The 21,773-nt window shown below is 61.7% G+C and carries 27 protein-coding genes; 17 read left to right on the forward strand and 10 right to left on the reverse strand.

What is annotated here, in order from left to right:
- Window positions 1-67: 67 nt before the first annotated feature.
- The gene (locus tag ABIT12_RS17980; RefSeq protein ID WP_348041402.1) at window positions 68-655 is read right to left on the reverse strand and encodes an SH3 domain-containing protein; all 588 of its coding nucleotides are present in this window, start codon (window positions 653-655) and stop codon (window positions 68-70) included.
- Window positions 656-795: 140 nt separating this feature from the next.
- Between ABIT12_RS17980 and ABIT12_RS17985 the strand changes: the two genes are divergently transcribed.
- The 3 genes from ABIT12_RS17985 (at window position 796) to ABIT12_RS17995 (ending at window position 3,131) form a co-directional block, all read left to right on the forward strand.
- Window positions 796-1,821 carry a D-glycerate dehydrogenase gene (locus tag ABIT12_RS17985; RefSeq protein ID WP_348041404.1) on the forward strand — a complete coding sequence of 342 codons (1,026 nt, stop codon included), beginning with the start codon at window positions 796-798 and terminating at the stop codon, window positions 1,819-1,821.
- A gap of 225 nt (window positions 1,822-2,046) precedes the next feature.
- The gene (hpf, locus tag ABIT12_RS17990) at window positions 2,047-2,616 is read left to right on the forward strand and encodes a ribosome hibernation-promoting factor, HPF/YfiA family (RefSeq protein WP_348041406.1); all 570 of its coding nucleotides are present in this window, start codon (window positions 2,047-2,049) and stop codon (window positions 2,614-2,616) included.
- 47 nt (window positions 2,617-2,663) lie between these two features.
- Entirely contained in the window at window positions 2,664-3,131 is a 468-nt protein-coding gene (locus ABIT12_RS17995; protein ID WP_348041408.1) for a PTS sugar transporter subunit IIA, read from the forward strand.
- 76 nt (window positions 3,132-3,207) lie between these two features.
- On the opposite strand, the gene ABIT12_RS18000 is transcribed toward ABIT12_RS17995, so the two are convergent.
- The gene (locus tag ABIT12_RS18000) at window positions 3,208-3,498 is read right to left on the reverse strand and encodes a DUF1150 family protein (protein ID WP_348041410.1); all 291 of its coding nucleotides are present in this window, start codon (window positions 3,496-3,498) and stop codon (window positions 3,208-3,210) included.
- 13 nt (window positions 3,499-3,511) lie between these two features.
- Window positions 3,512-3,931, reverse strand: coding sequence for an Hsp20 family protein (locus ABIT12_RS18005; protein ID WP_348041412.1), 420 nt, complete (start codon window positions 3,929-3,931; stop codon window positions 3,512-3,514).
- 131 nt (window positions 3,932-4,062) lie between these two features.
- On the opposite strand from ABIT12_RS18005, the gene ABIT12_RS18010 reads away from it, so the two are divergent.
- The 9 genes from ABIT12_RS18010 to ABIT12_RS18050 all read left to right on the forward strand — a co-directional run bounded on the left by ABIT12_RS18010 (window position 4,063) and on the right by ABIT12_RS18050 (window position 12,117).
- Window positions 4,063-4,920 carry a glycosyltransferase family A protein gene (locus ABIT12_RS18010; protein ID WP_348041414.1) on the forward strand — a complete coding sequence of 286 codons (858 nt, stop codon included), beginning with the start codon at window positions 4,063-4,065 and terminating at the stop codon, window positions 4,918-4,920.
- Window positions 4,921-5,190: 270 nt separating this feature from the next.
- Window positions 5,191-5,391, forward strand: coding sequence for a 50S ribosomal protein L35 (gene rpmI, locus ABIT12_RS18015; protein WP_035099236.1), 201 nt, complete (start codon window positions 5,191-5,193; stop codon window positions 5,389-5,391).
- A gap of 23 nt (window positions 5,392-5,414) precedes the next feature.
- Window positions 5,415-5,819: a 50S ribosomal protein L20 gene (rplT, locus tag ABIT12_RS18020; RefSeq protein ID WP_348041416.1), complete on the forward strand. Its 405-nt coding sequence runs from the start codon at window positions 5,415-5,417 to the stop codon at window positions 5,817-5,819.
- A gap of 109 nt (window positions 5,820-5,928) precedes the next feature.
- Complete coding sequence (gene pheS / locus ABIT12_RS18025; protein ID WP_407065648.1) at window positions 5,929-7,062, forward strand: phenylalanine--tRNA ligase subunit alpha; 1,134 nt, start codon at window positions 5,929-5,931, stop codon at window positions 7,060-7,062.
- Between the two features lie 88 nt (window positions 7,063-7,150).
- Window positions 7,151-7,375 (forward strand): BrnT family toxin, encoded by a 225-nt coding sequence (locus ABIT12_RS18030; RefSeq protein ID WP_348063386.1) that lies wholly within the window; start codon window positions 7,151-7,153, stop codon window positions 7,373-7,375.
- Window positions 7,332-7,643: a BrnA antitoxin family protein gene (locus tag ABIT12_RS18035; protein ID WP_348041422.1), complete on the forward strand. Its 312-nt coding sequence runs from the start codon at window positions 7,332-7,334 to the stop codon at window positions 7,641-7,643. Before ABIT12_RS18030 ends, ABIT12_RS18035 begins: the two co-directional genes overlap by 44 nt.
- Before the next feature lie 84 nt (window positions 7,644-7,727).
- Window positions 7,728-10,148, forward strand: a complete 2,421-nt coding sequence (gene pheT / locus ABIT12_RS18040; RefSeq protein ID WP_348041424.1) for a phenylalanine--tRNA ligase subunit beta — start codon at window positions 7,728-7,730, stop codon at window positions 10,146-10,148.
- Window positions 10,145-11,308 (forward strand): hypothetical protein, encoded by a 1,164-nt coding sequence (locus tag ABIT12_RS18045; protein ID WP_348041426.1) that lies wholly within the window; start codon window positions 10,145-10,147, stop codon window positions 11,306-11,308. Before pheT ends, ABIT12_RS18045 begins: the two co-directional genes overlap by 4 nt.
- Window positions 11,305-12,117 carry a hypothetical protein gene (locus tag ABIT12_RS18050; protein WP_348041428.1) on the forward strand — a complete coding sequence of 271 codons (813 nt, stop codon included), beginning with the start codon at window positions 11,305-11,307 and terminating at the stop codon, window positions 12,115-12,117. Before ABIT12_RS18045 ends, ABIT12_RS18050 begins: the two co-directional genes overlap by 4 nt.
- 92 nt (window positions 12,118-12,209) lie before the next feature.
- Here ABIT12_RS18050 and ABIT12_RS18055 read toward each other — a convergent pair whose 3' ends face one another.
- From ABIT12_RS18055 to ABIT12_RS18070, 4 genes are all read right to left on the reverse strand, one after another.
- Window positions 12,210-13,070 (reverse strand): glycosyltransferase family 8 protein, encoded by an 861-nt coding sequence (locus tag ABIT12_RS18055; protein WP_348041430.1) that lies wholly within the window; start codon window positions 13,068-13,070, stop codon window positions 12,210-12,212.
- 2 nt (window positions 13,071-13,072) lie between these two features.
- Complete coding sequence (locus tag ABIT12_RS18060) at window positions 13,073-13,948, reverse strand: glycosyltransferase family 8 protein (RefSeq protein WP_348041432.1); 876 nt, start codon at window positions 13,946-13,948, stop codon at window positions 13,073-13,075.
- A 51-nt stretch (window positions 13,949-13,999) separates the two neighbouring features.
- Window positions 14,000-15,199 (reverse strand): O-antigen ligase family protein, encoded by a 1,200-nt coding sequence (locus tag ABIT12_RS18065; protein WP_348041434.1) that lies wholly within the window; start codon window positions 15,197-15,199, stop codon window positions 14,000-14,002.
- A gap of 92 nt (window positions 15,200-15,291) precedes the next feature.
- Window positions 15,292-15,897, reverse strand: a complete 606-nt coding sequence (locus tag ABIT12_RS18070) for a hypothetical protein (RefSeq protein ID WP_348041436.1) — start codon at window positions 15,895-15,897, stop codon at window positions 15,292-15,294.
- Window positions 15,898-16,003: 106 nt separating this feature from the next.
- Between ABIT12_RS18070 and ABIT12_RS18075 the strand changes: the two genes are divergently transcribed.
- The 3 genes from ABIT12_RS18075 to ABIT12_RS18085 all read left to right on the forward strand — a co-directional run bounded on the left by ABIT12_RS18075 (window position 16,004) and on the right by ABIT12_RS18085 (window position 17,785).
- The gene (locus tag ABIT12_RS18075; RefSeq protein WP_348041438.1) at window positions 16,004-16,435 is read left to right on the forward strand and encodes an Rrf2 family transcriptional regulator; all 432 of its coding nucleotides are present in this window, start codon (window positions 16,004-16,006) and stop codon (window positions 16,433-16,435) included.
- Window positions 16,436-16,438: 3 nt separating this feature from the next.
- Window positions 16,439-17,335, forward strand: a complete 897-nt coding sequence (locus ABIT12_RS18080; RefSeq protein ID WP_348041440.1) for an NAD(P)/FAD-dependent oxidoreductase — start codon at window positions 16,439-16,441, stop codon at window positions 17,333-17,335.
- Between the two features lie 72 nt (window positions 17,336-17,407).
- Window positions 17,408-17,785 (forward strand): hypothetical protein, encoded by a 378-nt coding sequence (locus ABIT12_RS18085; protein WP_348041442.1) that lies wholly within the window; start codon window positions 17,408-17,410, stop codon window positions 17,783-17,785.
- Window positions 17,786-17,846: 61 nt separating this feature from the next.
- On the opposite strand, the gene ABIT12_RS18090 is transcribed toward ABIT12_RS18085, so the two are convergent.
- Window positions 17,847-18,884: an aldo/keto reductase gene (locus ABIT12_RS18090; RefSeq protein WP_348041444.1), complete on the reverse strand. Its 1,038-nt coding sequence runs from the start codon at window positions 18,882-18,884 to the stop codon at window positions 17,847-17,849.
- A gap of 102 nt (window positions 18,885-18,986) precedes the next feature.
- On the opposite strand from ABIT12_RS18090, the gene ABIT12_RS18095 reads away from it, so the two are divergent.
- Window positions 18,987-20,006, forward strand: a complete 1,020-nt coding sequence (locus ABIT12_RS18095) for a rhodanese-related sulfurtransferase (RefSeq protein WP_348041535.1) — start codon at window positions 18,987-18,989, stop codon at window positions 20,004-20,006.
- Here the strand turns inward: ABIT12_RS18095 and ABIT12_RS18100 are convergent.
- Window positions 20,003-20,317: a HigA family addiction module antitoxin gene (locus tag ABIT12_RS18100; RefSeq protein WP_348041446.1), complete on the reverse strand. Its 315-nt coding sequence runs from the start codon at window positions 20,315-20,317 to the stop codon at window positions 20,003-20,005. The two genes, ABIT12_RS18095 and ABIT12_RS18100, sit on opposite strands and share 4 nt — an antisense overlap.
- Window positions 20,289-20,573 carry a type II toxin-antitoxin system RelE/ParE family toxin gene (locus tag ABIT12_RS18105; RefSeq protein ID WP_348041448.1) on the reverse strand — a complete coding sequence of 95 codons (285 nt, stop codon included), beginning with the start codon at window positions 20,571-20,573 and terminating at the stop codon, window positions 20,289-20,291. The genes ABIT12_RS18100 and ABIT12_RS18105 overlap by 29 nt, the downstream gene beginning before the upstream one ends.
- Before the next feature lie 127 nt (window positions 20,574-20,700).
- Here ABIT12_RS18105 and ABIT12_RS18110 point away from each other — a divergent pair, with 127 nt between their 5' ends.
- Window positions 20,701-21,633 (forward strand): LysR family transcriptional regulator, encoded by a 933-nt coding sequence (locus ABIT12_RS18110; protein WP_348041450.1) that lies wholly within the window; start codon window positions 20,701-20,703, stop codon window positions 21,631-21,633.
- Window positions 21,634-21,773: the final 140 nt, after the last annotated feature.

The raw sequence follows: 21,773 nt of genomic DNA on the forward strand, positions 1-21,773 counted from the left end.
GGTGCAACACCAAAGACCGCCGCAGATCGGTCAGCGGCGGTCCTCGGCCAGCGGATCTCAAGCGATCTCAGTCGAATTTTTCGTTGGGATAGACGCCCCAGATATCGCCTTGATGCAGATAGCCCGAATAGCTCGAGGAGCGTTCGCCTTCGGGCTGATTGATGGCGGTGACCTCGCACCAGACACCATCGCATTCCTTGATCTGAATGCGAAAACCCTTGCCCAGAACGGCGCGGGCGCTGCTGTCATCACTCTCGGAGGCGCGCAGGCTGGTGTCGCCATCGGCGGCGACATAGCCGGCGCGAGTGCCTGCCAACAGGTTCTGATGAACCCAGCCTTCGGAACCGTCAATGTCGCGAATCTTGCGCCAGGTATCGAATTCCTGGACGATTTCGACCGGCACGCCGGCCTTGAGATAAATCCAGGCCACTTCATATTTGGTGCCCGGCCCAACCCGCACGTTGATCGGGGTGGAGCGGGTGGTGGCAAAACGGGGCAGCACCAGACCGCTCGATGCACCGCGATCCTTGGGTTCTGCCTGTTCCTGCCCGGTTACCGGCGCAACGGTGAGCGCCGGCAGCAACACCAGCGACAGCAGGCCAAGCAGGGTCAGATAGGGGCGAAGCGGCCGTAACCGGCGAATAGGTTCAAACATGACTTTGCGGAGAATTTGCCAATCTCTCATCGTTACGGCAGGAACCTTAATGCGCCCTGAAAGCGCCGTCTATTCACGTCCTGACGGACTGGCGGGACGAGGGCTTGTATTGGCCGGAGCGGCGTTCCAAAATAGCCGCAATGACCGCTCCTCGCCCCAGATTATTGGTAACGCGCCGCCTGCCCGAAGCGATCGAGGCGCGGATGGGCGCGTTGTTTGAAGCCGATGTCAATGAAGCCGATGTCCCCCTTACCGCCGAAGACCTGATCGAGGGCCTGGCGGGCAAGGATGTGCTGGTATCGTCGATCACCGACAGCATCGATGCCGACCTGATTGCCCGCCTGCCCAAGTCGGTGCGGATGATTGCCCAGTTCGGCAATGGCGTGGACAATATCGATATCGACGCCGCCTGGGCGGCCGGCCTGACCGTCACCAATACGCCCAGCGTTTTGACTGAAGACACCGCCGACATGGCGATGGCGCTGATGCTGGCGCTGCCGCGCCGGCTGATCGAAGGCTCGCAATTGCTGGTGCGCGACGGCATCTGGGCCGGCTGGTCGCCCACCTGGATGCTGGGGCATCGCCTGCGCGGCAAGGCGCTGGGTATTGTTGGCATGGGCCGCATCGGCACTGCCGTGGCGCAGCGGGCCAGGGCCTTTGGCCTCAACATCCATTATTTCTCCCGCAGCCGCCGTTCCGCCGGCATCGAGGAGCCGTTGGGGGCCACCTATTGGCCAGAACTCGACGCCATGATCGAGGCGGTCGACATTGTCAGCCTGCATACGCCCCACACCAGGGAAACCTTCCATATCCTCAACGCCGACCGGTTGGCGCGGATGAAAAAGCACAGTTTTGTGGTCAACGTGTCGCGCCCCGAACTGGTTGATGAAGCAGCTTTGGTCGCTGGCATCGAGAGCGGTCATCTCAGTGGCGCAGCGCTCGACGTATTCGAGCACAAGCGCGGCATCGACGCGCGACTGCTGGCACTGGCCGAGACCAACAAGGTGGTGCTGACCGCCCATATGGCCTCGGCCACGGTGGAAGCGCGAATCGAGATGGGCGAGACGGTGATCGTCAACATCAGGGCGTTCATGGACGGGCATCAGCCGCCGCATCGCGTGCTGCCCGAAGGCCGACACGGGCTCAAGCGCCCCGATCCGCGCTAGCTGACCGTTCGAGATCAAGCCCGACAGGGATGGAAAGCCGGCTAGAGCGGGCGGTGGGAACGCTAATCTGGTTCTTTGGCAATGTCATCCGGTCATTTGAACCCCGGTGGGGTCTTGCGCATTGCCTGATGACTCGGTGCGGGTCTAGCATTGGCCTTACCGAGCGACCATATCCAATGGATCGCCGGGACCAAATCGGCGGTATTTCAAACGAGAGAGGGATCCATGACCTTACGCGTTTCAGGCAAGAACATGGACGTCGGCGACACGTTACGAACCAAGGCAGAGGAGAACTTTGACGCTCTGGTCGCCAAATACTTCGACGGAAATTATGATGGTCATCTGACCATGACCCCCGATGGTGGCGGGTTCCGCGCCGATTGCGTGGTGCATCTGGACAGCGGCGCCATGCTGCAATCGAGTGCCCAGGGCGGCGATGCCAATGCCGCCTATGACGTGATGGCGCTGACCATCGAAAAGCGCCTGCGGCGCTACAAGCAAAAACTCAAGATGCACGGCAAGGGCGTCAAGGGCGAAGGCGTGCTGGCACAATATACCGTGCTTGGCAGCGCCGACGATTTCGATGAGGTCGACGAGGACTATGCACCCCCGGTGATTGCGGAGACGACCAAGAACCTGCGTTCGCTCAGTGTCGGCGAGGCGGTGATGGAACTCGACCTGTCACAGTCGGGTGTGGTGGTATTCCGCCATGCTGGACATGGCGGGCTGAATGTGGTCTACCGCCGCTCCGATGGAAATATCGGCTGGATCGATCCAGCTCTTGGCGCCAATTAACGGGGCGCCGATCCATCCCGACATTGATCTGACCCCAGGACGACTGAATGGAACTGGCCGACATTCTGGCTAAGGGTTCCGTGCTTGTTTGCGCGGACATCACTTCTAAAAGTCAGTTATTTGAACATCTTGCCGACAATGCTGCCAAAACCTGCGGGCAGGATCGGGCGGAAATTCTTCGCGCTCTGAGCGAGCGCGAAGCTCTCGGCTCGACCGGGCTGGGCAATGGTCTGGCGATACCGCATGGCAAGCTGGGCAGCCTGAAGCAGGTGATCGCCGTGTTCGCCCGGCTGATTCCACCACTGGATTTTGATTCGGTGGACGACCAGCCTGTCGATATCGTGATGATGCTGCTGGCTCCGGCCGGGGCCGGCGCTGACCATCTCAAGGCATTGTCGCGGGTAGCGCGGCTGCTGCGCACCGAGGCTCTGGTCGATGATCTGCGCCGGGCCGATGATCCGGCCCGGATCTATGAATTGCTGACCGCACCGATGGCGACCACCTACGCCGCCTGATCGGCTTCGGCGAAGACAACAAAAAACCCTCGCGACCGGTGTCGCGGGGGTTTTGCTTTTTGGTAAGGCTGGCGCGCTAGTGCAGCGACACCAGGCCCAGATCCATGTCGCCGAACCAGTCGGCAATCGCATCTTCGGTGTCGGTGACCAGCAATGGCGTGCCATCGGCGGACATCACCAGTTGATAAACCTCGTCGGCCTCGAAATCAGCGTCGTTGATTATGGCGTCGAGGGCCTTGCCGGTGATGGGGCGGACAAAGGCAACCGCGCTGCCGCCCAGTGCCGCGAATTCTTCAGCGGTCAGGGACTTCAGCGGATGGATGGCGGTTTCGACGGCTTCGGGCTGCTCACTGCGTTTTTCGTACATTTTCGGCCCTTTCTTACACTGAACGGATTTCGATATGGCGGGCGATCTTCTCGACTTGTGGACGTTCAAGAGAAACAACGAGCATACCGTGCCCTAAAGTTGCATCTTTGACGATCATTCCTTCGGCCAACAGGAAGCTGCGCTGGAATTGCCGCGCCGCGATACCGCGATGCAGGAACTCCCGGCCCGGATCGTCCTTCTGTCGACCGCGAACCACGATCTGATTGTCCTCCGCAATGACTTCCAGCTCGTTAATGGCAAATCCGGCCACCGCGATGGAGACCAGAAAGCACTCCACGCCCTCGGGCGAGGTCGAGCGTTCGATATTGTAGGGAGGATAACTATCGGCGGATTTGGCCAGCCGGTCGACGCGCTCTTCGAAGCTGTCGAAACCAAGCAGGAACGGGGCCGAAAACACGGAAATGCGCGACATCGATAAGCGTCCTTGAACCAAGCAACGTTTGGCGCTGGACCCTTTGATGTTTGGCATCTGGCGCGTGACACAAATATGGGGCAGTGATCCGACAGCTTCAAGACCACGTTCCTGTTCCAGCAGAGGGGCCAATGAACCAGATCGTTTCGGTGATCACCCCGGCTTACAAGGCCGAGCCGACCATCATCACCACCGTACGAAGCGTTTTGGCGCAGACCTGGCCGGACTGGGAGATGCTGATCATCGCCGACGACGGCGCCGACTATGAAAAGCTGCTGGCTGATGTCGGCCTGCGCGACCCGCGCTTCAAGTTCCTCGACAGCGGCAAGATCGGCGGCGGCGCCTCCAATGCCCGCAATGTAGCGCTGGAGCAGTTGCAGACCGGCTACGCTGCCATTCTCGATGCCGATGACCGGCTGAAGCCGCAAAAGCTCGAACGCGCCGTGGCCGCGCTTGAGCACCATGGCATTGTCACCACGGCGCTCGATGTGATGGACGAAGGCTTCAACCACCTGCGCGATGTCGGCGCCGGTCCTGATCGGACGCTCACACCCAGCCAGTATAAATGGATCAGCGTCTCGATGGATTCGATGCTGGTCTGGGACACCAGCAAGGCCGATGGGCGCTATGACCTGACCATGTCCAACATGACGGACCTGGCGTTCCTGCTGCAGCTCTACCGCACCGTGCCCGCCTCGTTCCACCTCGGCACGCCGCTGCACGACTATATCAAGCGCGCCGGCTCGATGAGCAATGGCGCCAAGACCGCCGCCGGCATGATCGCCAGCAAGACCACGCTGCTGGACCGGCTGGGGTCAGGCTATTATCCACTGGCTTCTGCTGATGGCGCGGAAGGAATCGAAGCCTTCCTGCACGTGTCATTGCAAGCCGAAGCGCTCTATGGCGCAGCGCTGGCGGCAAAGCCGGGATTATTGTTTGAGGATCATCTGGAGCCGATGCTGGCGGCCTCGGACCTTTCTCCATTTTAGCCAAATTCTCAGCGTTCCCTCGGGTTTGACCCGAGGGCCGTTCACAACACGGCGCGAACAACCAGTGGCGCTCGGGTCAAGCCCGAGGGAGCGGACTGTGATATGGGGGAAGCACGCAGACTGCGAACCTTGCGCCTTCGCCCCTTGCCTTCCCCCGGCTTTCCTCCTATAGACGCCACTTCTCCGGATCGCCCGGCCAAAAGGCATGCCGTGGCGATCTATGAATGCGATAGGCCCTAAACCTATCTGAAAACTCCAAGGACCCGCAAAATGCCCAAAATGAAGACGAAATCTGGCGCGAAAAAGCGTTTCAGTTTCACAGCGACCGGTCGTGTCAAAGCAGGCGTCGCCGGCAAGCGCCACCGCCTGATCAACCACAACGCCAAGTACATTCGCACCAATCGCGGGACCAAAATCCTGTCGAAGGGCGATGAAGGCCTGGTCAAGTGGTACATGCCGTACAACCGCTAAGAACGCTGAAAGGAAGCTGACACATGTCACGCGTTAAAAGAGGCGTTACCAATCACGCCCGTCACAAAAAAGTTCTGAAGGCTGCCGAGGGCTATTATGGCCGTCGCAAGTCTACGATCCGTATCGCCAAGCAGGCCGTCGAAAAGGCCGGCCAGTACGCGTACCGCGATCGTCGCGTCAAGAAGCGCAATTTCCGCGCCCTGTGGATCCAGCGTATCAACGCCGCCGTGCGTGATTACGGACTGACCTATGGCCGATTTATCGACGGCCTCAGCAAGGCTGAGATTGCTGTCGACCGCAAAGTGCTGAGCGATCTCGCGATCACCCAGCCTGCAGCGTTCGGCGTGCTGGTCGAAAAGGCCAAGGCCGCTCTTGCGTACCTCGAAGGCGTCGAAGCGACGACCCACGAACGCATCACTGCTGCTTAATCTCTCGGCTTAACGCTGAGGCCCCAAATTGACGCCTTGCGCCGCCTGAAAAGGCTGGCGCGGGGCGTTTTGTTTTGGTCTAAACCCACGCAAGATCACACTGGAATTCATGATGTCCCTCGACCAGCAAATCGACGCCCTGCGCACCGAGTTCACTGCGGCCATTGCCAATGCCGGCGACGAAGCCGGGCTCGACACCGTGCGGGTTGCCGCGCTCGGCAAAAAGGGCAGCGTTTCAGCGCTCCTCGCCTCGCTGGGCAGCATGGCTCCCGAAGAGCGCAAGAGCGCCGGTCCGGCGATCAACGGCCTCAAGAACGAGCTCGCCAGCCTGATTGAAGCGCGCAGCGACGTGCTCAAATCCGCCGCGCTTAACGCCCGCCTTGCGGCCGAGACCCTCGACATCACCCTGCCTCTGCAGCCCGCACCCACCGCGCGTGGTCGCATCCACCCGATCAGCCAGACCATCGACGAAATCACGGCGATCTTTTCGGACATGGGTTTTTCGATCGCCGAAGGGCCCGATATCGAAACCGATTATTACAATTTCACCGCGCTCAATTTCCCCGAAGGTCATCCGGCCCGGGAGATGCACGATACCTTCTTCATGAAGACCGGCGCTGATGGCGTCAAAAAGGTGCTGCGCACCCACACCTCGCCGGTGCAGGTCCGCGTCATGCAGAAAACCAACGAAAAACCTGCGGCCGGTTACATGACGCCGGCGATGGACCCACCGATCCGCGTGGTCATTCCCGGCCGCACCTATCGCAATGACTCGGACCAGACCCACACTCCGATGTTTCATCAGGTCGAAGGCCTGGTCATCGACAAGACCAGCCACATCGGCCAGTTGCGCTGGGTGCTCGAGGAATTCCTCAAGGCGTTCTTTGAAGTCCCCAATGTCACGCTGCGCTTCCGCCCGAGCTTTTTCCCGTTCACCGAACCCTCGATGGAAGTGGATGTGCAGTGCGATCGCTCCGGCGCCGAGGTCAAGATCGGCGAAGGCAGCGATTGGCTGGAAATCCTGGGCTGCGGCATGGTCCATACCAACGTCATCGCCAATGCCGGGCTCGACCCCGACATCTACCAGGGTTTTGCCTTCGGCGTCGGTATCGACCGCCTCGCCATGCTCAAATACGGCATGCCCGACCTGCGCGCATTCTTTGACGCCGACCAGCGCTGGCTGGACCATTACGGGTTCCGCCCACTGGATTTGCCAACGCTGTTTGGGGGATTGAGTTCGTGATTTAATTGTGGCCACAATTAAATGGATGTGGTAGGTGGAGCTAGAGTGGGACGAGGTTAAGCGACAGGACACGCTGATACGGCGTGGTTTGGACTTTGCCGATGTGGAGTTCTTTGAATTCGACACCGCCGATACCGTGGCTGACCAGCGCATGGAGTATGGCGAAGTTCGCCAAGTCTCTACCGGCTACCTTCATGGCCGTCTGTGCGTGCTGTGTTGGACCAAGCGTGACGCTCATACAGTCCGTGTTATTTCCCTGAGGAAAGCCAATGACCGCGAACAAAAAAAATATACCGATGCTACCGGCAACTAGGCCGCCGCTCACTGATGAAGATGGCGAAGTTCGAGAATTAGAAGCGGAAGACTTTGTGCATTTTCGACCCATGCGCGAAGTACACCCGGAAATCGTGGAGGCTTTCGAGCGGGCTCGCGGCCAGCGCGGTCCACAAAAGTCCGAGGTCAAAGATCGTATTGGCCTGCGGCTTGACCACACTGTCGTCGAGCATTTTCGCGCCACCGGCCCCGGCTGGCAGAGCCGGATCAACGACGTGTTGGCCGACTACGTGAAAAAACATCCCTGACCGAATCCGACCGTCTCGCCTCGGTCAGCTATTTTAAATACCTGCGGCCCTGCCGTGTATCGACGCTACTGAAAGCACAACCCAATGAAGTTCACCCTCGACTGGCTCAAAGAGCACCTCGATACCGATGCCTCGGTGGATGAGATTTCCAAAACCCTGACCATGGTCGGGCTGGAGGTCGAAGCCGTTATCAATGAGGGCGAGGCGCTCAAGGCGTTCGTGGTGGCCCATGTGGTCAGTGCTGAAAAGCACCCCAATGCCGACAAGCTGCGCGTCTGCAAGGTCGATGCCGGCACCGGCGAGTTGATCGACGTGGTCTGCGGCGCGCCCAATGCCCGCACTGGCCTCAAGACGGTGTTTGCCTTCCCCGGCACCTATATTCCGGGCAAGGACATGACCATCGGCAAGGGCAATATCCGCGGCGCCGACAGCAATGGCATGCTGTGTTCGGCGGCCGAACTGGAATTGTCCAACGACCATGACGGCATTATCGAGCTGCCTGCCGATGCCACCGTTGGCCAGCGCTATGTCGATTTTGCCAAGATCAACGGCGTGACCTTCGATATCTCGATCACCCCCAATCGCGGCGATGCCACCGGGGTTTACGGCGTGGCACGCGATCTGGCGGCATTCGGCCTCGGGATTCTGAAGACCACCGATATGTCGCCAATTGCCTCCAAGGGCAAAAGCTCGATTGCCGCGCTGCCGCAGCAGTTTTCCGCCGACGAGCCCAAGGCGATCCGCAAGTTCGCCGGCCGCCTGTTCCGCAATGTGAAAAACGGGCCGTCGCCCGCCTGGCTGCAACAGCGCCTGCGCGCTGTGGGCCTGCGGCCGATCAATACCGTGGTCGATATCACCAATCTGGTGTCGCTGGGCTGGGGACGGCCGCTGCATGCCTATGATGCCGACAAGATCGTCGGCCAGCCGGTGCTGCGCACTGCCCGTGGCGAGAGCTTCGATGCGCTCGACAACAAGACCTACACGCTCAACGAAACCATGACGGTGATTGCCGACGATCAGGGCCCGCTCTGCCTCGGCGGCATCATGGGTGGCATCCGCTCGGGCTGCACCGATGGCACCGTCAACGTGTTCATGGAATGCGCCAGCTGGGACCCCGAACTGATTGCCCGCACCGGGCGCAAGACCGGCATCGTCTCGGACGCGCGCTATCGGCTGGAACGCAATGTCGATCCAGCGCTGACCGAACCGGGGCTGGAACTGGCCACACGGCTGATGATCGAACTGACCGGCGGTGAACCCGCCGAGCCGGTGATTTCGGGCGAGGACGTGTTCCCCAATACGGTGATCGAATTCCCGCTGTCGGAGGTCAAACGCCTCACTGGCCTCACCGTCGAACCAATGGTGATCAACGCCATCCTGACCAGCCTCGGTTTTATCATCGAGGGCCGTGGCGAGGTGGTCAGCGTCAAGGTGCCAAGCTGGCGCCCGGACGTGACCCAGAAGGCGGACCTCACCGAAGAAGTGATGCGCATGGTGGGCGTCGACAACGTGCCGGTCGAGCCGTTGCCGCGTCTCAATCATGTGGCGCCGCGGATGCTGACCACGATCCAGAACCGCCGCCGCATCGCCCGCCGGGCGCTGGCCTCGCGCGGGCTGGACGAGGCAGTGACCTGGAGCTTTATTTCGCACGAGCTGGCCGAAAAATTCGGCGGTGGTTCGGACGATCTGCAACTGGCCAATGCCATTGCCTCGGACATGACCGACATGCGCCCGTCGCTGTTGCCGGGCCTGTTGGCGGCTGCCAAGCGCAACGCCAATCGCGGCGTCAGCGATCTGGCGTTGTTCGAAGTTGGGCAGATTTTCCTGTCGTCGGCGCCCGAAGGCCAGCACACCTACGCATCGGGCATTCGCACCGGCACTGCGGGCCTGAACGGCTCCGGCCGGCATTGGAGCGGCAAGGCCGACAAGGTCGGCGTGTTCGATGCCAAGGCGGATCTGGGCGCGGTGCTCGACGCCCTGGGCGTCGATATCGACAAGGTGCAATTGGTCGCCGAACCCGCTTCCTGGAGCCATCCGGGCCGTGGCGGGCGTATCCAGCTTGGCCCCAAAGTCATCATCGGCTGGTTCGGCGAACTGCATCCGGCCTGGGCCATTGCGCTCGATGTCGAAGGCCCGGTGGCAGCGTTCGAGATCGATCTCGATGCGCTGCCCGAACCGCGCAAGAAGCCGACCAAGACCAAGCCGGCGCTCAACCTTTCCGGCCTGCAATCGCTGAGCCGCGATTACGCCTTCGTGGTCGACCGCGCCGTCACCGCCGCGACGATCCTCAAGGCGGCGCGCGGCTCGGACAAGGCGCTGATCACCGAAGTGAACGTGTTCGACGTGTTCGAAGGGGTTCACGTTGGCGAAGGCAAGAAATCCGTCGCCATCGAGGTCACAATGCAACCGCAGGACAAGACCCTGACCGATGAGGACATCGACAGGGTTTCGGCTGCGCTGATCGCCGCCGTCACCAAGGCCACCGGCGGCACGCTGCGCGCATGACCATGGTATCGGGGCTTGATGCGATAACGGCGTCGAGCCCGCTTTACCTGCCGGTAGGCGGTGCGGTGCGCCGCATTCCGCTCGGGCCCGAACTGCCTCGCGAGCAGAAATTCTGGGACAATTTCGAGCCGCTGGCGGTGTTTTATGACGTGTTCCGCGACGTCAGCGGCCGCCATGTCTATCTGATCGGTCCGATGGCGCTCAATCTGGCGCCGCTGCTGGAGCAGATGCAGATCACCGGCCTGCCCTCGGGCACCAAAGCAAGGGTCAAACTGCACCACGGCATCCAGGCCGAAATCGTCCGCGCCACCCTACCGCGCAGCGATGATCGCTTGTCGATCCGCCTGGGCGAGAAGACCTTTGAGATTTCCATCCAGCCCAACCGCAGCGAGGCGCTCAAGGGTGATCGGGTGGTGTTTACCATCAACAAGAACAACGATCTCGCCTGGATCAGCGACTGGGCCCGCTTTTACGTCAAGGAACACGGCGCCACCGCTGCGGTGATCTACGACAATGGCTCAACCGACTACACCATGGCCGAGCTGCAAGCGGCGCTGGCGGTGCCGGGCCTGAAGCACGCGCTGGTCATTCCATGGCTCTACAAGTTCGGCGTCATGGAGGACGTGTTCACCGGCCACGACTTTGGCGGCAACTGGCCGATGTTTGCGCAGCCGCCGCTGTTTCCGCAGTTCCTGCGCAAATACGCTGCCAAGGCGCGCTCCATCGTCAATGCCGATATCGATGAGTTCGTGGTGTCGCCGCAGCGCAAATCCATCTTCAAGGCCACCGAGCGCGCGCTGTTCGGCACCATCCGCTTTAACCGGCTATGGGTGGAAAACATGCGCGACGGCGATGACCCGCCACGCCACCGCGATTTCTTCATCCGCAAGGCAGGTCGCAAGTCCAAGGATCGCGGCAAGAAGTGGTCGCTGGCGCCCGGCCGGTCGTGGCTCGCCTCGTGGCGCGCCCAGCCATGGACGCATCAGGTCAAGGGCTGGCTGAACCTGTCCGGCTCCAGCGTCGATTTTTATTGCTACCATTTCATCGGCATCTCCCACAGCTGGTACTGGGACCGCACCCAATCGCCCGCCTTCGATCCCAAACTGCATCAGCGTGACCAACTGCTGGAAAAAGTGCTCAAGGACACCTTCGATCGATGACCGCAACCCATAACGGCCTGCCGGTCATCGCCTCGTTCTGGCACGGGCCGCTGAGCTGGCTGGAGCGGCTGTGCATCGACAGCTTCGTCAAGCAGGGCCACGCCTTTCACCTCTACAGCTATGAGCCGATCAGCGGCCTGCCGCCCGGGGCCGAGTGGCGCGACGCTGCGACCATCCTGCCGCAGGACAAGCTGGTGTTTTACAAGGGGCGCGGCACGGCAGGGGTGTTCTCGGACTATTTCCGCATGAGCCTGTTGCAGCGTGAAAAAGGCATCTGGGCCGATGCCGACGTCTACTGCGTCAAGCCGTTCGTCGATCCGCCGGAGTTTTTCGTCGGCTTCGAACGCCAGGGCTCGATCAATGGCGCCGTGCTGTTGATCCCATCGGATGCGCCGCTGCTCGCGGATCTGATTTCAGTGTTCACCGAGGCCAAACGCCCGCTGTTCGAACCGCACCTGCCGCTGTGCCGGCGGCTCGAAGTGGCCGGCAAACGCCTGCTCGGCCAAAAGGTAGCGCCCGAATACATGCAGTATGGCGCCACCGGCCCGTTCGCTTTGACCCATTATGTGGCCAGGCGCGGGCTGTGGGATCAGGTGCAGCCGGTGGATGTGTTTTACCCAGTGCCCTATGAAGGCATTCCGGCACTGATGCAGGCCGGCAGCGATCTGTCGGCCATTACCGAGCGGACATTGGCGGTCCATATCTGGCGCAGCCAGCTGACCAATCGCGGCCGCGCCGGGATGGGCGTGCCGGAAGCGGGGAGCGCGCTGGCGGATTTGTGTGCGAAGCACGGGATTGATCCGCAATAGCTAACGCCCACTTGTCACTGGAGCCGCCCAGAACGCGGTTGTCACCCCGCGTTTTTTGAACGACTTAGTACAAACCTGAGCGGTCTGCTGCGCTACAGCAACCCCAGCCGTTTCAGCAGCGTCCGCCGCCAACGATGGCGCATGAAATCGTAAAACACCTTATTGGTCATCACGTGCCGGTAGAGCCGTTTCTGGGCGACATTGCCGAACAGGAACCAGGGCTTCTGCTTGCTGGTATAGTGCAAGATCGCCGGATCGGTCGGTTCGTGGGCGCGGCGCGCTTCGATGGTGTTCCAGCGCGCTGGCAGAGGGAGCCAGGTGTTGCGGAATACCAGGTTGAGCAGGTCCTGATCGTAATACAGCCGCGCCATGATGCCTTGCGCCAACAGCGCATCCATCTGCGTCAGAATCCGCGCCTGCCGCCAGGCCTCAACGTCGATGACGATGACGCCGGAGTTGAAATACGGATCGGCGATGTCGAAGGTATCGGCCTTGGCCCGCAGGTCCTTGCCGCCGGCAATGAACGCCCCAAGCGTATCGCGCACCGCTGCAATCGGGTGTCCCTGCAGGTCGATATCGTGGATTTGCGCCACGTCGTCCTGCAGCATGATATCGCAATCGAGATACAACACCCGCGCCACGTCGGCCGGCAGCAGCTGGTCGATCAGCAACCGGCCATAAACGATGGCCGGCCAGCGGCTATTGGCGGGCATACGCGCCGCGATCTCGGTAAAACTGGGGTTCTGGTCCAGATCATAAAACACCAGCCGGGCGCCAAATTCGGTTTCGATCTGTTTGAGATCGGCGACATGCTCCGCCGTCAGCGTCCGGTGCAGCAGGTGAAACACCAGTTCCTTGCGTCGTCGCGTGAACAGGCAAACCGAGCGCATGGTCGCGTAGGCGGGCGCCCAGAAATTATCGTCAAAGGTCAGCGCAATATGGATGGCGCCCATGCCTAGTTGCGCCCGCTCAGTTTACGTCCCTGCTTGCGCCAGAACTGCTTCCAGCGATGCCGCATGAACCGGTAAAACAGCTCATTGGTCATCACATGGCGATAGGTGCGCCGGAACGCGGTATTGGAGACCAGATGCCAGGGCCTCGAGCCGCCGGTATAGTGCAGCAGCGCCGGATCGAGCGCCTCATGCACGGCGCGCGCGTCCATCAGGTTCCAGCGGAACGGCAGGCGCAGCCAGTTGTTCTTGAACACCAGGTTGAGCAGATCCTGATCGTAATAGATCCGGGCCATGACGCCGCTTTTAAGATAGCCTTCCATCTTCCCGATGATATCGGCGGCACGCCAGCCGGCCACGTCGATCAGCAGCATTCCGGCGTTGAAATAGGGATCGGCGATGTCGAAGATATCGCGATTGGCCCGCAGGTCACGCCCGCCGACAATGATCGCGCCGGCTACGTCGCGCACCGCCGCAATCGGAAAGCCCTGCAGATCGAGATCGTAGAGCTCCTCGATCGGGGCGCGCACCATCATGTCGCAATCCAGATACAGCACCCTTGCGACATCGGCGGGCAGCAGCCGGTCGATCACCAGCCGGGCATAAACGATATTGGTCAGCCTTTTGTTGACCGGCATGCGCGCTGCGATATCGGAAAACAGCGGTGACTGGTCCAGATCGTAAAACACCAGCCGGGCGCCGAACTCGGTCTCGATCTGGCGCAGATCGGCGACGTGTTCATCGCTCAGCGTGCGATGCAGCAGGTGAAACACCAGATCGCCGTGGCGATGGGTGAACAGGCACACCGAGCGCATGGTGGCATAGGCGGGGGCCCAGAAATTGTCGTCAAAGGTTAGGGCGATATGCAGGTCTTGGGACAAGTTCTGTGCTCGCTGGGCCAGGGTGCTGGCGGTTTCTAGCACAGGGGCCGGTCAGCGCAACTCCGGCCGCGCCAGATGGCTGATCACCACGCCCGCAACGGCAAAGAACACGGTCAGCATCAGGATGCCGAACGTGGCATTGGTCAGCCCCATGATCAGGAAGCCCACCACCAGCATCAGGGCGCCAAAGATCGCCGCCGGCCGATGGGGTCCGGGCGGCGCAGTCAGCGCATCGACCAGTGGCGCCAGCAGGAACAGCGCATAGCCGATGAGGCCAAACACGCCGCCGCTGACAGCGAAATCGGCGATGTCATTGTGCAGATGCCCGACATTGGGAAACGCGACGCCCTGCGGCGCAAAGCTTGCTGCAGCGGCAATCAGATTGGTCAGGCCGTAGCCAAAGATCGGTGCTTCCTTGAACGCTTGCCAGGCCGAACCATACATGGTGAGCCGCAGCGCCGAGGATTCGTCGCCGGGTGAGCCGGACCGCACGGTCTGAATCAGGTCGGCAAAAACCTTGAGCGCGCCGGTCTGTTCAGTGAGCCCGACATAGATAGCCAGCGCCAGCACGCCGAGGCCCAGCACGGCAATGATCGCCGAGACCCATTTCGGCAGACCACCCCAGATCATGGCGAACAGCAGTGCTACCCCCGCCAACGCGACCACGGCGACCAGCGGGCCGCGCGACCCGGACAGCAGCACAGAGACGCTGGCCAGAACCGGCGCCAACAGAAACAGCCCGCGCGCGTAGCCAATTTTGGAGAACAGGCCGATCAAGGACATGAACCCGGCGGCCACGGCGATATCGGCGAAATGGATGGCATTGCCGACGGAATAAAATGCCCGCTCATTGGAATTGGTGAAATGGTCGTTGACCGCAATCGTCAGCGCCCCGATCGTGCCTGCCATGGTGAGTGTCGCCGGCAGCGCCGGGTCGAGGGTCTCGTCATCGCCGCGCAGCAGCGCCAGCAGCGGCCAGCCCAAAAGCAGAGGCGCAAAGACGTAGATGCTGGCCATTTCCGGTAGCGAGCGGGCGCCGATAGCGTAGGTGACGGCCAAGATGGCGCCAGCCGCCAGCGGCATCCACAGTGCCGGGCGCCGCAACAGCACCAGATGGCTCCGGCGCAGCGTGACCAGACCGATTGCGGCGGTCACGATCAGCAGGCTGCTGCTGAGCTCTGAGGCCATGCAGCCCAAGCTCAGCCCGGCCACCAGCGCCACCATGCGCAGGGCTTTTACGATTGGATGCACAGGCAAAGCGCTCCCCGGGAAATCGGCGCGACCATGACGGGACGCGCCGTTGCGGTCAATAACCCCGCCCGGGAAACGCTGTGGCAAAACGCCTAGAAGCGCAGTTTCAGTGCCTTGGCGACAGCGGGATCGTAGTGGATGGTCACTTCCACATCATTGGCCTTGTCGGTGACGCCATCGATATATTGGCGCTGCCTGACCACGATGTTTTCGCGGTCGGGACTGACGCGCAGGAAGGCATAGTCAAAGCAATCATAGGAAGTATCGCCGGTATAGGCATCGGCAATGCTCTGCTTGAGCGTGGCCAGGTCGCGGCCCTGGATCACGCTGCCATCGGCGCGCGATACTGCCCAGGTGGTCGATGCCGGGGTCTCGGGGATTTCGCAGATATAGCGACCGTCCCGCAACTCGGTCTCGTGGGTCATGCCGATATCGGTGTTTTCGTCCCAGGCGGCACCGCCCTCATACTGGGCCGAGGTATCGGTCACGTTGAGATAGACGTCGGTCCAGCCGCAGGTGCCGTCCTGTTCGGCGTAGCACCATTTGGCACTGCCGCGCATGAAGGTGGCGATATCGGCGATCGGCACTGTCTTGCCCGGCTTGAAATGGGTCAGGATGGCGTCCGCATCGGCGTCGAGCGCCAAGGCTGGCGCGGCAACGGCGAACAGGGCGGCGGCGGCAAGCATCAACGACTTCATCGGTCCCTCCCAGGATCGTCCTGCGTTCATCCTAGCTGAAGCAGGACTGCGGCGGAACTGCGATGCGGGCTTGACGGATCATTTCAAATGTAACATTAAAGATTACATGAAACGCAGCAGCCGCCTCTCCGTTGCCCTGCATGGGCTGGTGCATCTGGTCAATCGGCCCGATGGCGCCATGACGTCCACCGAACTGGGCGAGTGCATGATGACCAATCCGGTCGTGGTGCGCCGCGTCATGGGCGAATTGCGCGAGGCGGGGCTGGTCAGTTCCGCCAAGGGGCATGACGGCGGCTGGCGCCTGCTGAAACCCGCGGCCGAGATTTCGCTGCGCGCCGTCTATGCGGCGCTGGGCGAAAGCCTGTTGCTGCGCACCGAGAGCGATCCTGGCGACATCACCTGCGGCATCGTGCGCAGCGTCGACACGATGATGACCGATTTCCTGGCCGACGCGGAAGCGCTGTTGGCCGCCCGGCTCGAGCGCATGTCGCTGGCCGATCTGGCCCGCAATGCGAGCCATCACCACCACGGAGCTTAAATCATGGATGACGTGTTGATCGTGGGCGGCAGCTTTGCCGGCCTGACGGCTGGTCTGCAACTGGTGCGCACCGGCCGCACTGTTACGGTGCTCGACACCAAATTGCCGCGCAACCGCTTCGTCAAGGCGGCCCATGGCGTGCTCGGCTTCGATGGCGCCAGTCCCTGGGATATCCGCAAGGCCGGCGAGCGCGATTTTCTGGCCTATCCCACCGCCAGCATTGTCGACGCCAAGGCCATCTCGGCGCGCCACATCGATAGCGGCTTTGCGGTCATTGATGAGGCGGGCGTCGAGCGACAGGCCAAAAGACTGATCCTGGCCTATGGCCTCACCGATGCGATGCCCGACCTGCCGGGCTTTGCCGAAAGCTGGGGCAAGAGCGTGGTGCCCTGCCCCTATTGCGATGGCTATGAAGTCGCCAATACCAGGCTGGGCGTGCTCCACACCAATCCGATGTCGGTCCACGTCGCGCTGCTGATCCAGGACTGGAGCCGCGACATGACGCTGTTTGCCAATGGCGCCGTGATTGCTGACGAAGACCGGCAGGCGCTCGCCGCCAGAGGCATCAAGATCGTGGAGCCGAAGGTCACCGCGCTGGCGCACAACAGTGGCATGATCCAGTCGGTGGTGCTGGAGGATGGCTCATCGGTGCCGCTCGATGCGCTGTTCGCCCATCCACGCCATGCACCCTCATCGCGCCTGCACGAAACGCTGGGCATCGAAACCGCCGAAAGCCCGGTCGGCCGCTACATCAAGGTCAACGAATTGTTCCAGACCAATGTCAAAAACGTGTTTGCCGCCGGTGACGGCGCCAGTGCAATGCACAGCGTTACCAACGCGCTCTATGGCGGGGCCATGGCCGGCGTGATGTGCCATCGCTCGATGGTGTTTCCGGACTGAGCCAATCGATCACATTTGAACAATACAGTGATGCGACGCACATTTCTGTTGAAATTGCTTCGGCGCTCGCGTTTGTTCCTGCCGCTGGCAAAATCGCCGGCTTGGGGGATTTCTGAATTGAAACGCTTTGTGGTGACCGCAGCCTTTGCTCTGGCCGGAATGACTATGATTGCAACTTCGGCGCAGGCGCTCGACCGCCGCGTCACGATCGTCAACAACTCGTCCTATGACATCGTCGAGTTCTACGCGTCCAACAAAGGCACCAATGACTGGCAGGAAGACATCTTCGGCGACAAGATGCTGCCGGCCGGCAACAGCGTGCAGATCAATATCGACGACGGCTCGGGCTACTGCAAATTCGATTTCCTGGCGGTGTTCGAAGATGGCGACAAGGTCATCTCGAAAAACAACAACGTCTGCGCTTTGGGTACGTTTACCTTCAACGACTGATCGCCGCCTCGCCCATCGCCCTCGGGTTCTGCCCGAGGGTGCTTCACTGGGCCGCAAGCCGCTAGCGCAACCACCCGCTCGGTAGCGGATGCAGGTCCATCAGCCCGCCTTTGGTTGCCGCATCGATCGCCGCAATCTCATCGTCGCGCAGCGTCAGATTGTTGAGCACGCCCAGATTGTCCTTGAGCTGATCCAGGTTGCGCACGCCGATCAGCGCCGAAGTCATTTCCGGCCGCCGCAGCGCCCAGCTCAGCGCCAGTTGCACCATGGACTGCCCGCGCGATCTGGCGATGGCACCCAGCGCATCGACCGCCGCCAGCACGCGCGGTTCGATATGGCTGGCGCGCAGCGTGGTGTTGGTATTGTCGCCGCGCGTCCCCGTCGCGCCGCCCAAATTGTACTTGCCCGACAGCACGCCCTGCGCCAGTGGCGAAAAGGCGATGATGCCGATGCCCAGTTCGCCACAGGCATCGATGGTCCTGTCCGCTTCGATCCAGCGATTGAGGATAGAATAGCTCGGCTGATGGATGGTCGTGGCGACGCCCATTTCCTGCAAGATCCGATGCGCCGCGCGCGTTTCGTGCTCTGGATAGCTGGACACTCCAACATAGAGCGCCTTGCCCGAGCGGACAGCCTGGGCCAGCGCGCCCATGGTTTCTTCCAGCGGCGTGTTGGGATCGTAGCGGTGCGAATAGAAAATATCGACATAGTCGAGGCCGAGGCGTTTCAGGCTCTGGTCAAGGCTGGCCAGCAGATATTTGCGGCTGCCGAATTCGCCATAGGGTCCGGGCCACATATTGTAGCCGGCCTTGCTCGAAACGATCAGCTCGTCGCGATAGGGCTTGAAATCACGCGCCAGCACCTGACCGAACAGTTCTTCGGATGACCCGGCCGGCGGGCCGTAATTGTTGGCGAGATCGAAATGGGTTACCCCGGCATCGAAGGCATGACCGAGGATCTCCATGGCGCTGGGATAGTCGCGCGTCCCACCGAAATTCTGCCAAAGGCCCAGGCTGACCACCGGCAATTGCAGGCCGGATTTGCCGGAATGGCGGTATTGCATGGTGTCATAGCGCGCCGGATCGGCCCGATAGGTCATGGTCTGTCTCCCGAAATCTTGCTTGGCTCATGGTTTGGCAGCGCTTTGCAGCGCCCCATGGGCAATGATAGAAGCGGCGCGATGAACGCAGCAGCCCAGAACATGACCGCCAATCTGCCGGAAACCGTCCCGCCCTTCAAGGTGATGGCGATCTACAAATTTGCCCGATTGCCCGACGCCGCTGTGATCCAGCCGGTGCTGGCCAAATTCTGCTGTGCGCGTGGCATCAAGGGCACGCTGATCCTGGCGCCCGAAGGGATCAACGGCACAGCCGCCGGCGCCGCAACCGAGATCGATGCGCTCACCGATCACCTGCTCAACGATCCGCTCTGGGCTGGACGCCTTGACGGCGCCGAGATCAAGTTCTCCACCGCCAGCACCATGCCGTTCCTGCGCATGAAGGTGCGGCTGAAGCAGGAGATCGTCGCCCTGCGCGCGCCCGAGGCCAATCCGGCGGTCGCGGTCGGCACCTATGTCGAGCCCGAGGACTGGAACGCGCTGATCGAGCGCAACGACATCGTACTGGTCGATACCCGCAACGATTACGAAGTGGGCCTGGGGACCTTCCAGCGCGCGCTCGATCCGGCAACCAAAAGCTTCACCGAGTTCAAGGGCTATGTCGCCACCCACCTCGATCCGGCGCGCGACAAGAAGGTGGCGATGTTCTGCACCGGCGGCATCCGCTGCGAAAAGGCCTCGTCCTACCTGATCAGCCAGGGCTTTGAGGAAGTGTTCCACCTCAAGGGCGGGATTCTGAAATATCTCGAAACCGTACCGCAGGCGCAAAGCCGCTGGCAGGGCGAATGCTTCGTGTTCGATGAGCGGGTTTCGGTCGGCCATGGGCTGGTCGAGGGCGACGCCACGCTCTGCCGCGCCTGCCGCCATCCGCTCACCGCCCAGGATCGCGCTGATCCGCGCTACCATGATGGCGTTGCCTGCCCCTGGTGCGTCGATGATACGGGCAAGCACGCCGCAGCCGCCGAACGGCACAAGCAGATGCTGCTGGCTGCCCAGCGCGGCGTGGCGCATCTGGGCGACGACGCGGCCAAACTGGCCGCTGCGGCCAAGGAAAAAAAGCGCGAACTGGCCGAGGCTTCGCGCTTGCGCAATACGCCGCGCTAAGCAGCGCGAGGTGTGATTAAGGCCAGATCGTCGCCAATTTCACGACGGCGCTGCATCAGATCGTAATCGGATTGCAGCCCGAGAAAGAATCCTTCGGACATGCTGAAATAACGCGCTAGCCGGAGGTCTGTGTCGGCGGTAATTGCGCGCTTTCCGAGCACGATTTCGTTGATGCGACGCGGGGGGACAGACATGGCGCGCGCCAAAGCGTTCTGGCTGAGCGCCAAAGGTCGCAAAAATTCCTCAAGCAGAATTTCTCCCGGATGCGGGTTGGGTAACAAGTCAGTCGTGGTAGTCGATAATCTCGACATCGCCGGGGCCTCCTTCCTGCCAGACAAAGCAGATGCGCCATTGCTCGTTGATACGAATACTGTGCTGTCCCGCATCGTTACCGCGGAGCAGCTCCAGCCGGTTTCCGGGCGGCACGCGAAGATCCTGCAGCACCCGCGCCTGATTGAGCAGGCGCAATTTACGCAAGGCGACCGCCTGAATGTCGGGCGGCAGCTTCCGGCTGCGGCGGCCCGACCAGATCAATTCGGTTTCGCCATCGGCAAAGCTGCGGATCATGACGAACTATAACGCGACACGTCATAGGACGCAATGCAGCAGTGCGACACACCTTCACCATCAGCCAAACCAATGCTAAACTGATGCAAGCAGACATTTTGATAGCTTGCATCCGAAAAATTTATCGATGGACCTCGACCAACTCCGCACGTTTGACCGCATCGTTCGCGACCAGAGCTTTACCCGAGCGGCGGCGTATCTCAACATCACCCAGGCGACGGCCTCGATGCGCATCCGGGCGCTCGAGCAACTGCTGGGCGTGACGCTGTTCCTGCGCGGCCGCACCGTCACCCTGACCGATCAGGGCATGACCTTCTTGCCCTATGCCCGTCGTATCCTGGGCACGGCGCAGGAGGGCCGCGAGGCGCTGCGCCGGGTCGAGCGCGGCCGCATTTCCATCGCCTCGCTGCGCAGCCTCGTCGCGCCGCTGGTGACCGAATCGCTGCTGCGCTTCCAGGAGAAATATCCCAGCGTCGATGTGGTGGTGAATGAGGGCCGGCAGGGCCAGATCGCCGCCATGCTGCATGAGCGCGAGGCGGAGCTGGGGATTCTGTGCTGGCCCAACCTTGATCCGCTGGTGGTCGATCTGGTGCCGCTGATGATCATGCGCGAACGCGTGCCGCTGGTCGTCGCCCCCGAAATCGCCGCGAGGCTCTCCAGCCAGCCCAGCATCGAGGATGTGCTGGCGCTGGTGCCGCGCGTCATCTCGTTGCGCTGGTGGCAGGCCGAGCCTGAAACCGCCGCCTCGCTGGTGCGCATGGCCAAGACCAGCGTCGAACTGCCCACCGGCCCGGCGCGCCGGCTGGCGGTGAAAGGCGCGGGCCTGGGGTTCTTTGTCGCCTCGGCCATCGGCGAAGACGTCAAGGCCGGTCGGCTGGTGGAAATCGCGCCGGTGGATTTCGAGCCGCTGCATCGCGATACTGCCATGGTGGTGCGCTCGCTGGCCGTCCTGGAGCGCGAAATGCTGGCCGATTTCGTCGACGAAATCGCCATCGAATGCGCCCAGATCGGGGTCATTCTCGACAACCGGCTGGATGCGCTGCGGCTGGACCCGGCTTAAGCACAAAACCAACAGTCGTCACCCTCCCCCTTGCGGGGAGGGATCAAGGGTGGGGGATGAGAGCCCCAATTTCACTGAGGTGTACCGGGCTCCGAACACCCCTCCCAACCTCCCCCGTCACGGGGGAGGTGCCGGGCCGG

The organism is Devosia sp. (genome assembly GCF_039927955.1).
GTDB lineage: Bacteria > Pseudomonadota > Alphaproteobacteria > Rhizobiales > Devosiaceae > Devosia.

Bases quoted from the DNA above. Each gene is read 5' to 3' on its own strand.
- ABIT12_RS18080 (WP_348041440.1), top strand. From the start codon at position 16,439: ATGGATGACGTGTTGATCGTGGGCGGCAGCTTTGCCGGCCTGACGGCT.
- rplT (WP_348041416.1), top strand. From the start codon at position 5,415: ATGTCACGCGTTAAAAGAGGCGTTACCAATCACGCCCGTCACAAAAAA.
- ABIT12_RS18075 (WP_348041438.1), top strand. From the start codon at position 16,004: ATGAAACGCAGCAGCCGCCTCTCCGTTGCCCTGCATGGGCTGGTGCAT.
- ABIT12_RS18045 (WP_348041426.1), top strand. From the start codon at position 10,145: ATGACCATGGTATCGGGGCTTGATGCGATAACGGCGTCGAGCCCGCTT.
- ABIT12_RS18105 (WP_348041448.1), bottom strand. From the start codon at position 20,573: ATGATCCGCAGCTTTGCCGATGGCGAAACCGAATTGATCTGGTCGGGC.
- ABIT12_RS18070 (WP_348041436.1), bottom strand. From the start codon at position 15,897: ATGAAGTCGTTGATGCTTGCCGCCGCCGCCCTGTTCGCCGTTGCCGCG.
- ABIT12_RS18095 (WP_348041535.1), top strand. From the start codon at position 18,987: ATGACCGCCAATCTGCCGGAAACCGTCCCGCCCTTCAAGGTGATGGCG.
- ABIT12_RS18090 (WP_348041444.1), bottom strand. From the start codon at position 18,884: ATGACCTATCGGGCCGATCCGGCGCGCTATGACACCATGCAATACCGC.
- hpf (WP_348041406.1), top strand. From the start codon at position 2,047: ATGACCTTACGCGTTTCAGGCAAGAACATGGACGTCGGCGACACGTTA.
- ABIT12_RS18050 (WP_348041428.1), top strand. From the start codon at position 11,305: ATGACCGCAACCCATAACGGCCTGCCGGTCATCGCCTCGTTCTGGCAC.
- pheT (WP_348041424.1), top strand. From the start codon at position 7,728: ATGAAGTTCACCCTCGACTGGCTCAAAGAGCACCTCGATACCGATGCC.
- ABIT12_RS18005 (WP_348041412.1), bottom strand. From the start codon at position 3,931: ATGTCGCGCATTTCCGTGTTTTCGGCCCCGTTCCTGCTTGGTTTCGAC.
- ABIT12_RS18035 (WP_348041422.1), top strand. From the start codon at position 7,332: ATGACCGCGAACAAAAAAAATATACCGATGCTACCGGCAACTAGGCCG.
- ABIT12_RS18100 (WP_348041446.1), bottom strand. From the start codon at position 20,317: ATGTCGAGATTATCGACTACCACGACTGACTTGTTACCCAACCCGCAT.
- ABIT12_RS18055 (WP_348041430.1), bottom strand. From the start codon at position 13,070: ATGGGCGCCATCCATATTGCGCTGACCTTTGACGATAATTTCTGGGCG.
- ABIT12_RS17995 (WP_348041408.1), top strand. From the start codon at position 2,664: ATGGAACTGGCCGACATTCTGGCTAAGGGTTCCGTGCTTGTTTGCGCG.
- ABIT12_RS18110 (WP_348041450.1), top strand. From the start codon at position 20,701: ATGGACCTCGACCAACTCCGCACGTTTGACCGCATCGTTCGCGACCAG.
- ABIT12_RS18010 (WP_348041414.1), top strand. From the start codon at position 4,063: ATGAACCAGATCGTTTCGGTGATCACCCCGGCTTACAAGGCCGAGCCG.
- ABIT12_RS17980 (WP_348041402.1), bottom strand. From the start codon at position 655: ATGTTTGAACCTATTCGCCGGTTACGGCCGCTTCGCCCCTATCTGACC.
- rpmI (WP_035099236.1), top strand. From the start codon at position 5,191: ATGCCCAAAATGAAGACGAAATCTGGCGCGAAAAAGCGTTTCAGTTTC.
- ABIT12_RS18000 (WP_348041410.1), bottom strand. From the start codon at position 3,498: ATGTACGAAAAACGCAGTGAGCAGCCCGAAGCCGTCGAAACCGCCATC.
- pheS (WP_407065648.1), top strand. From the start codon at position 5,929: ATGATGTCCCTCGACCAGCAAATCGACGCCCTGCGCACCGAGTTCACT.
- ABIT12_RS17985 (WP_348041404.1), top strand. From the start codon at position 796: ATGACCGCTCCTCGCCCCAGATTATTGGTAACGCGCCGCCTGCCCGAA.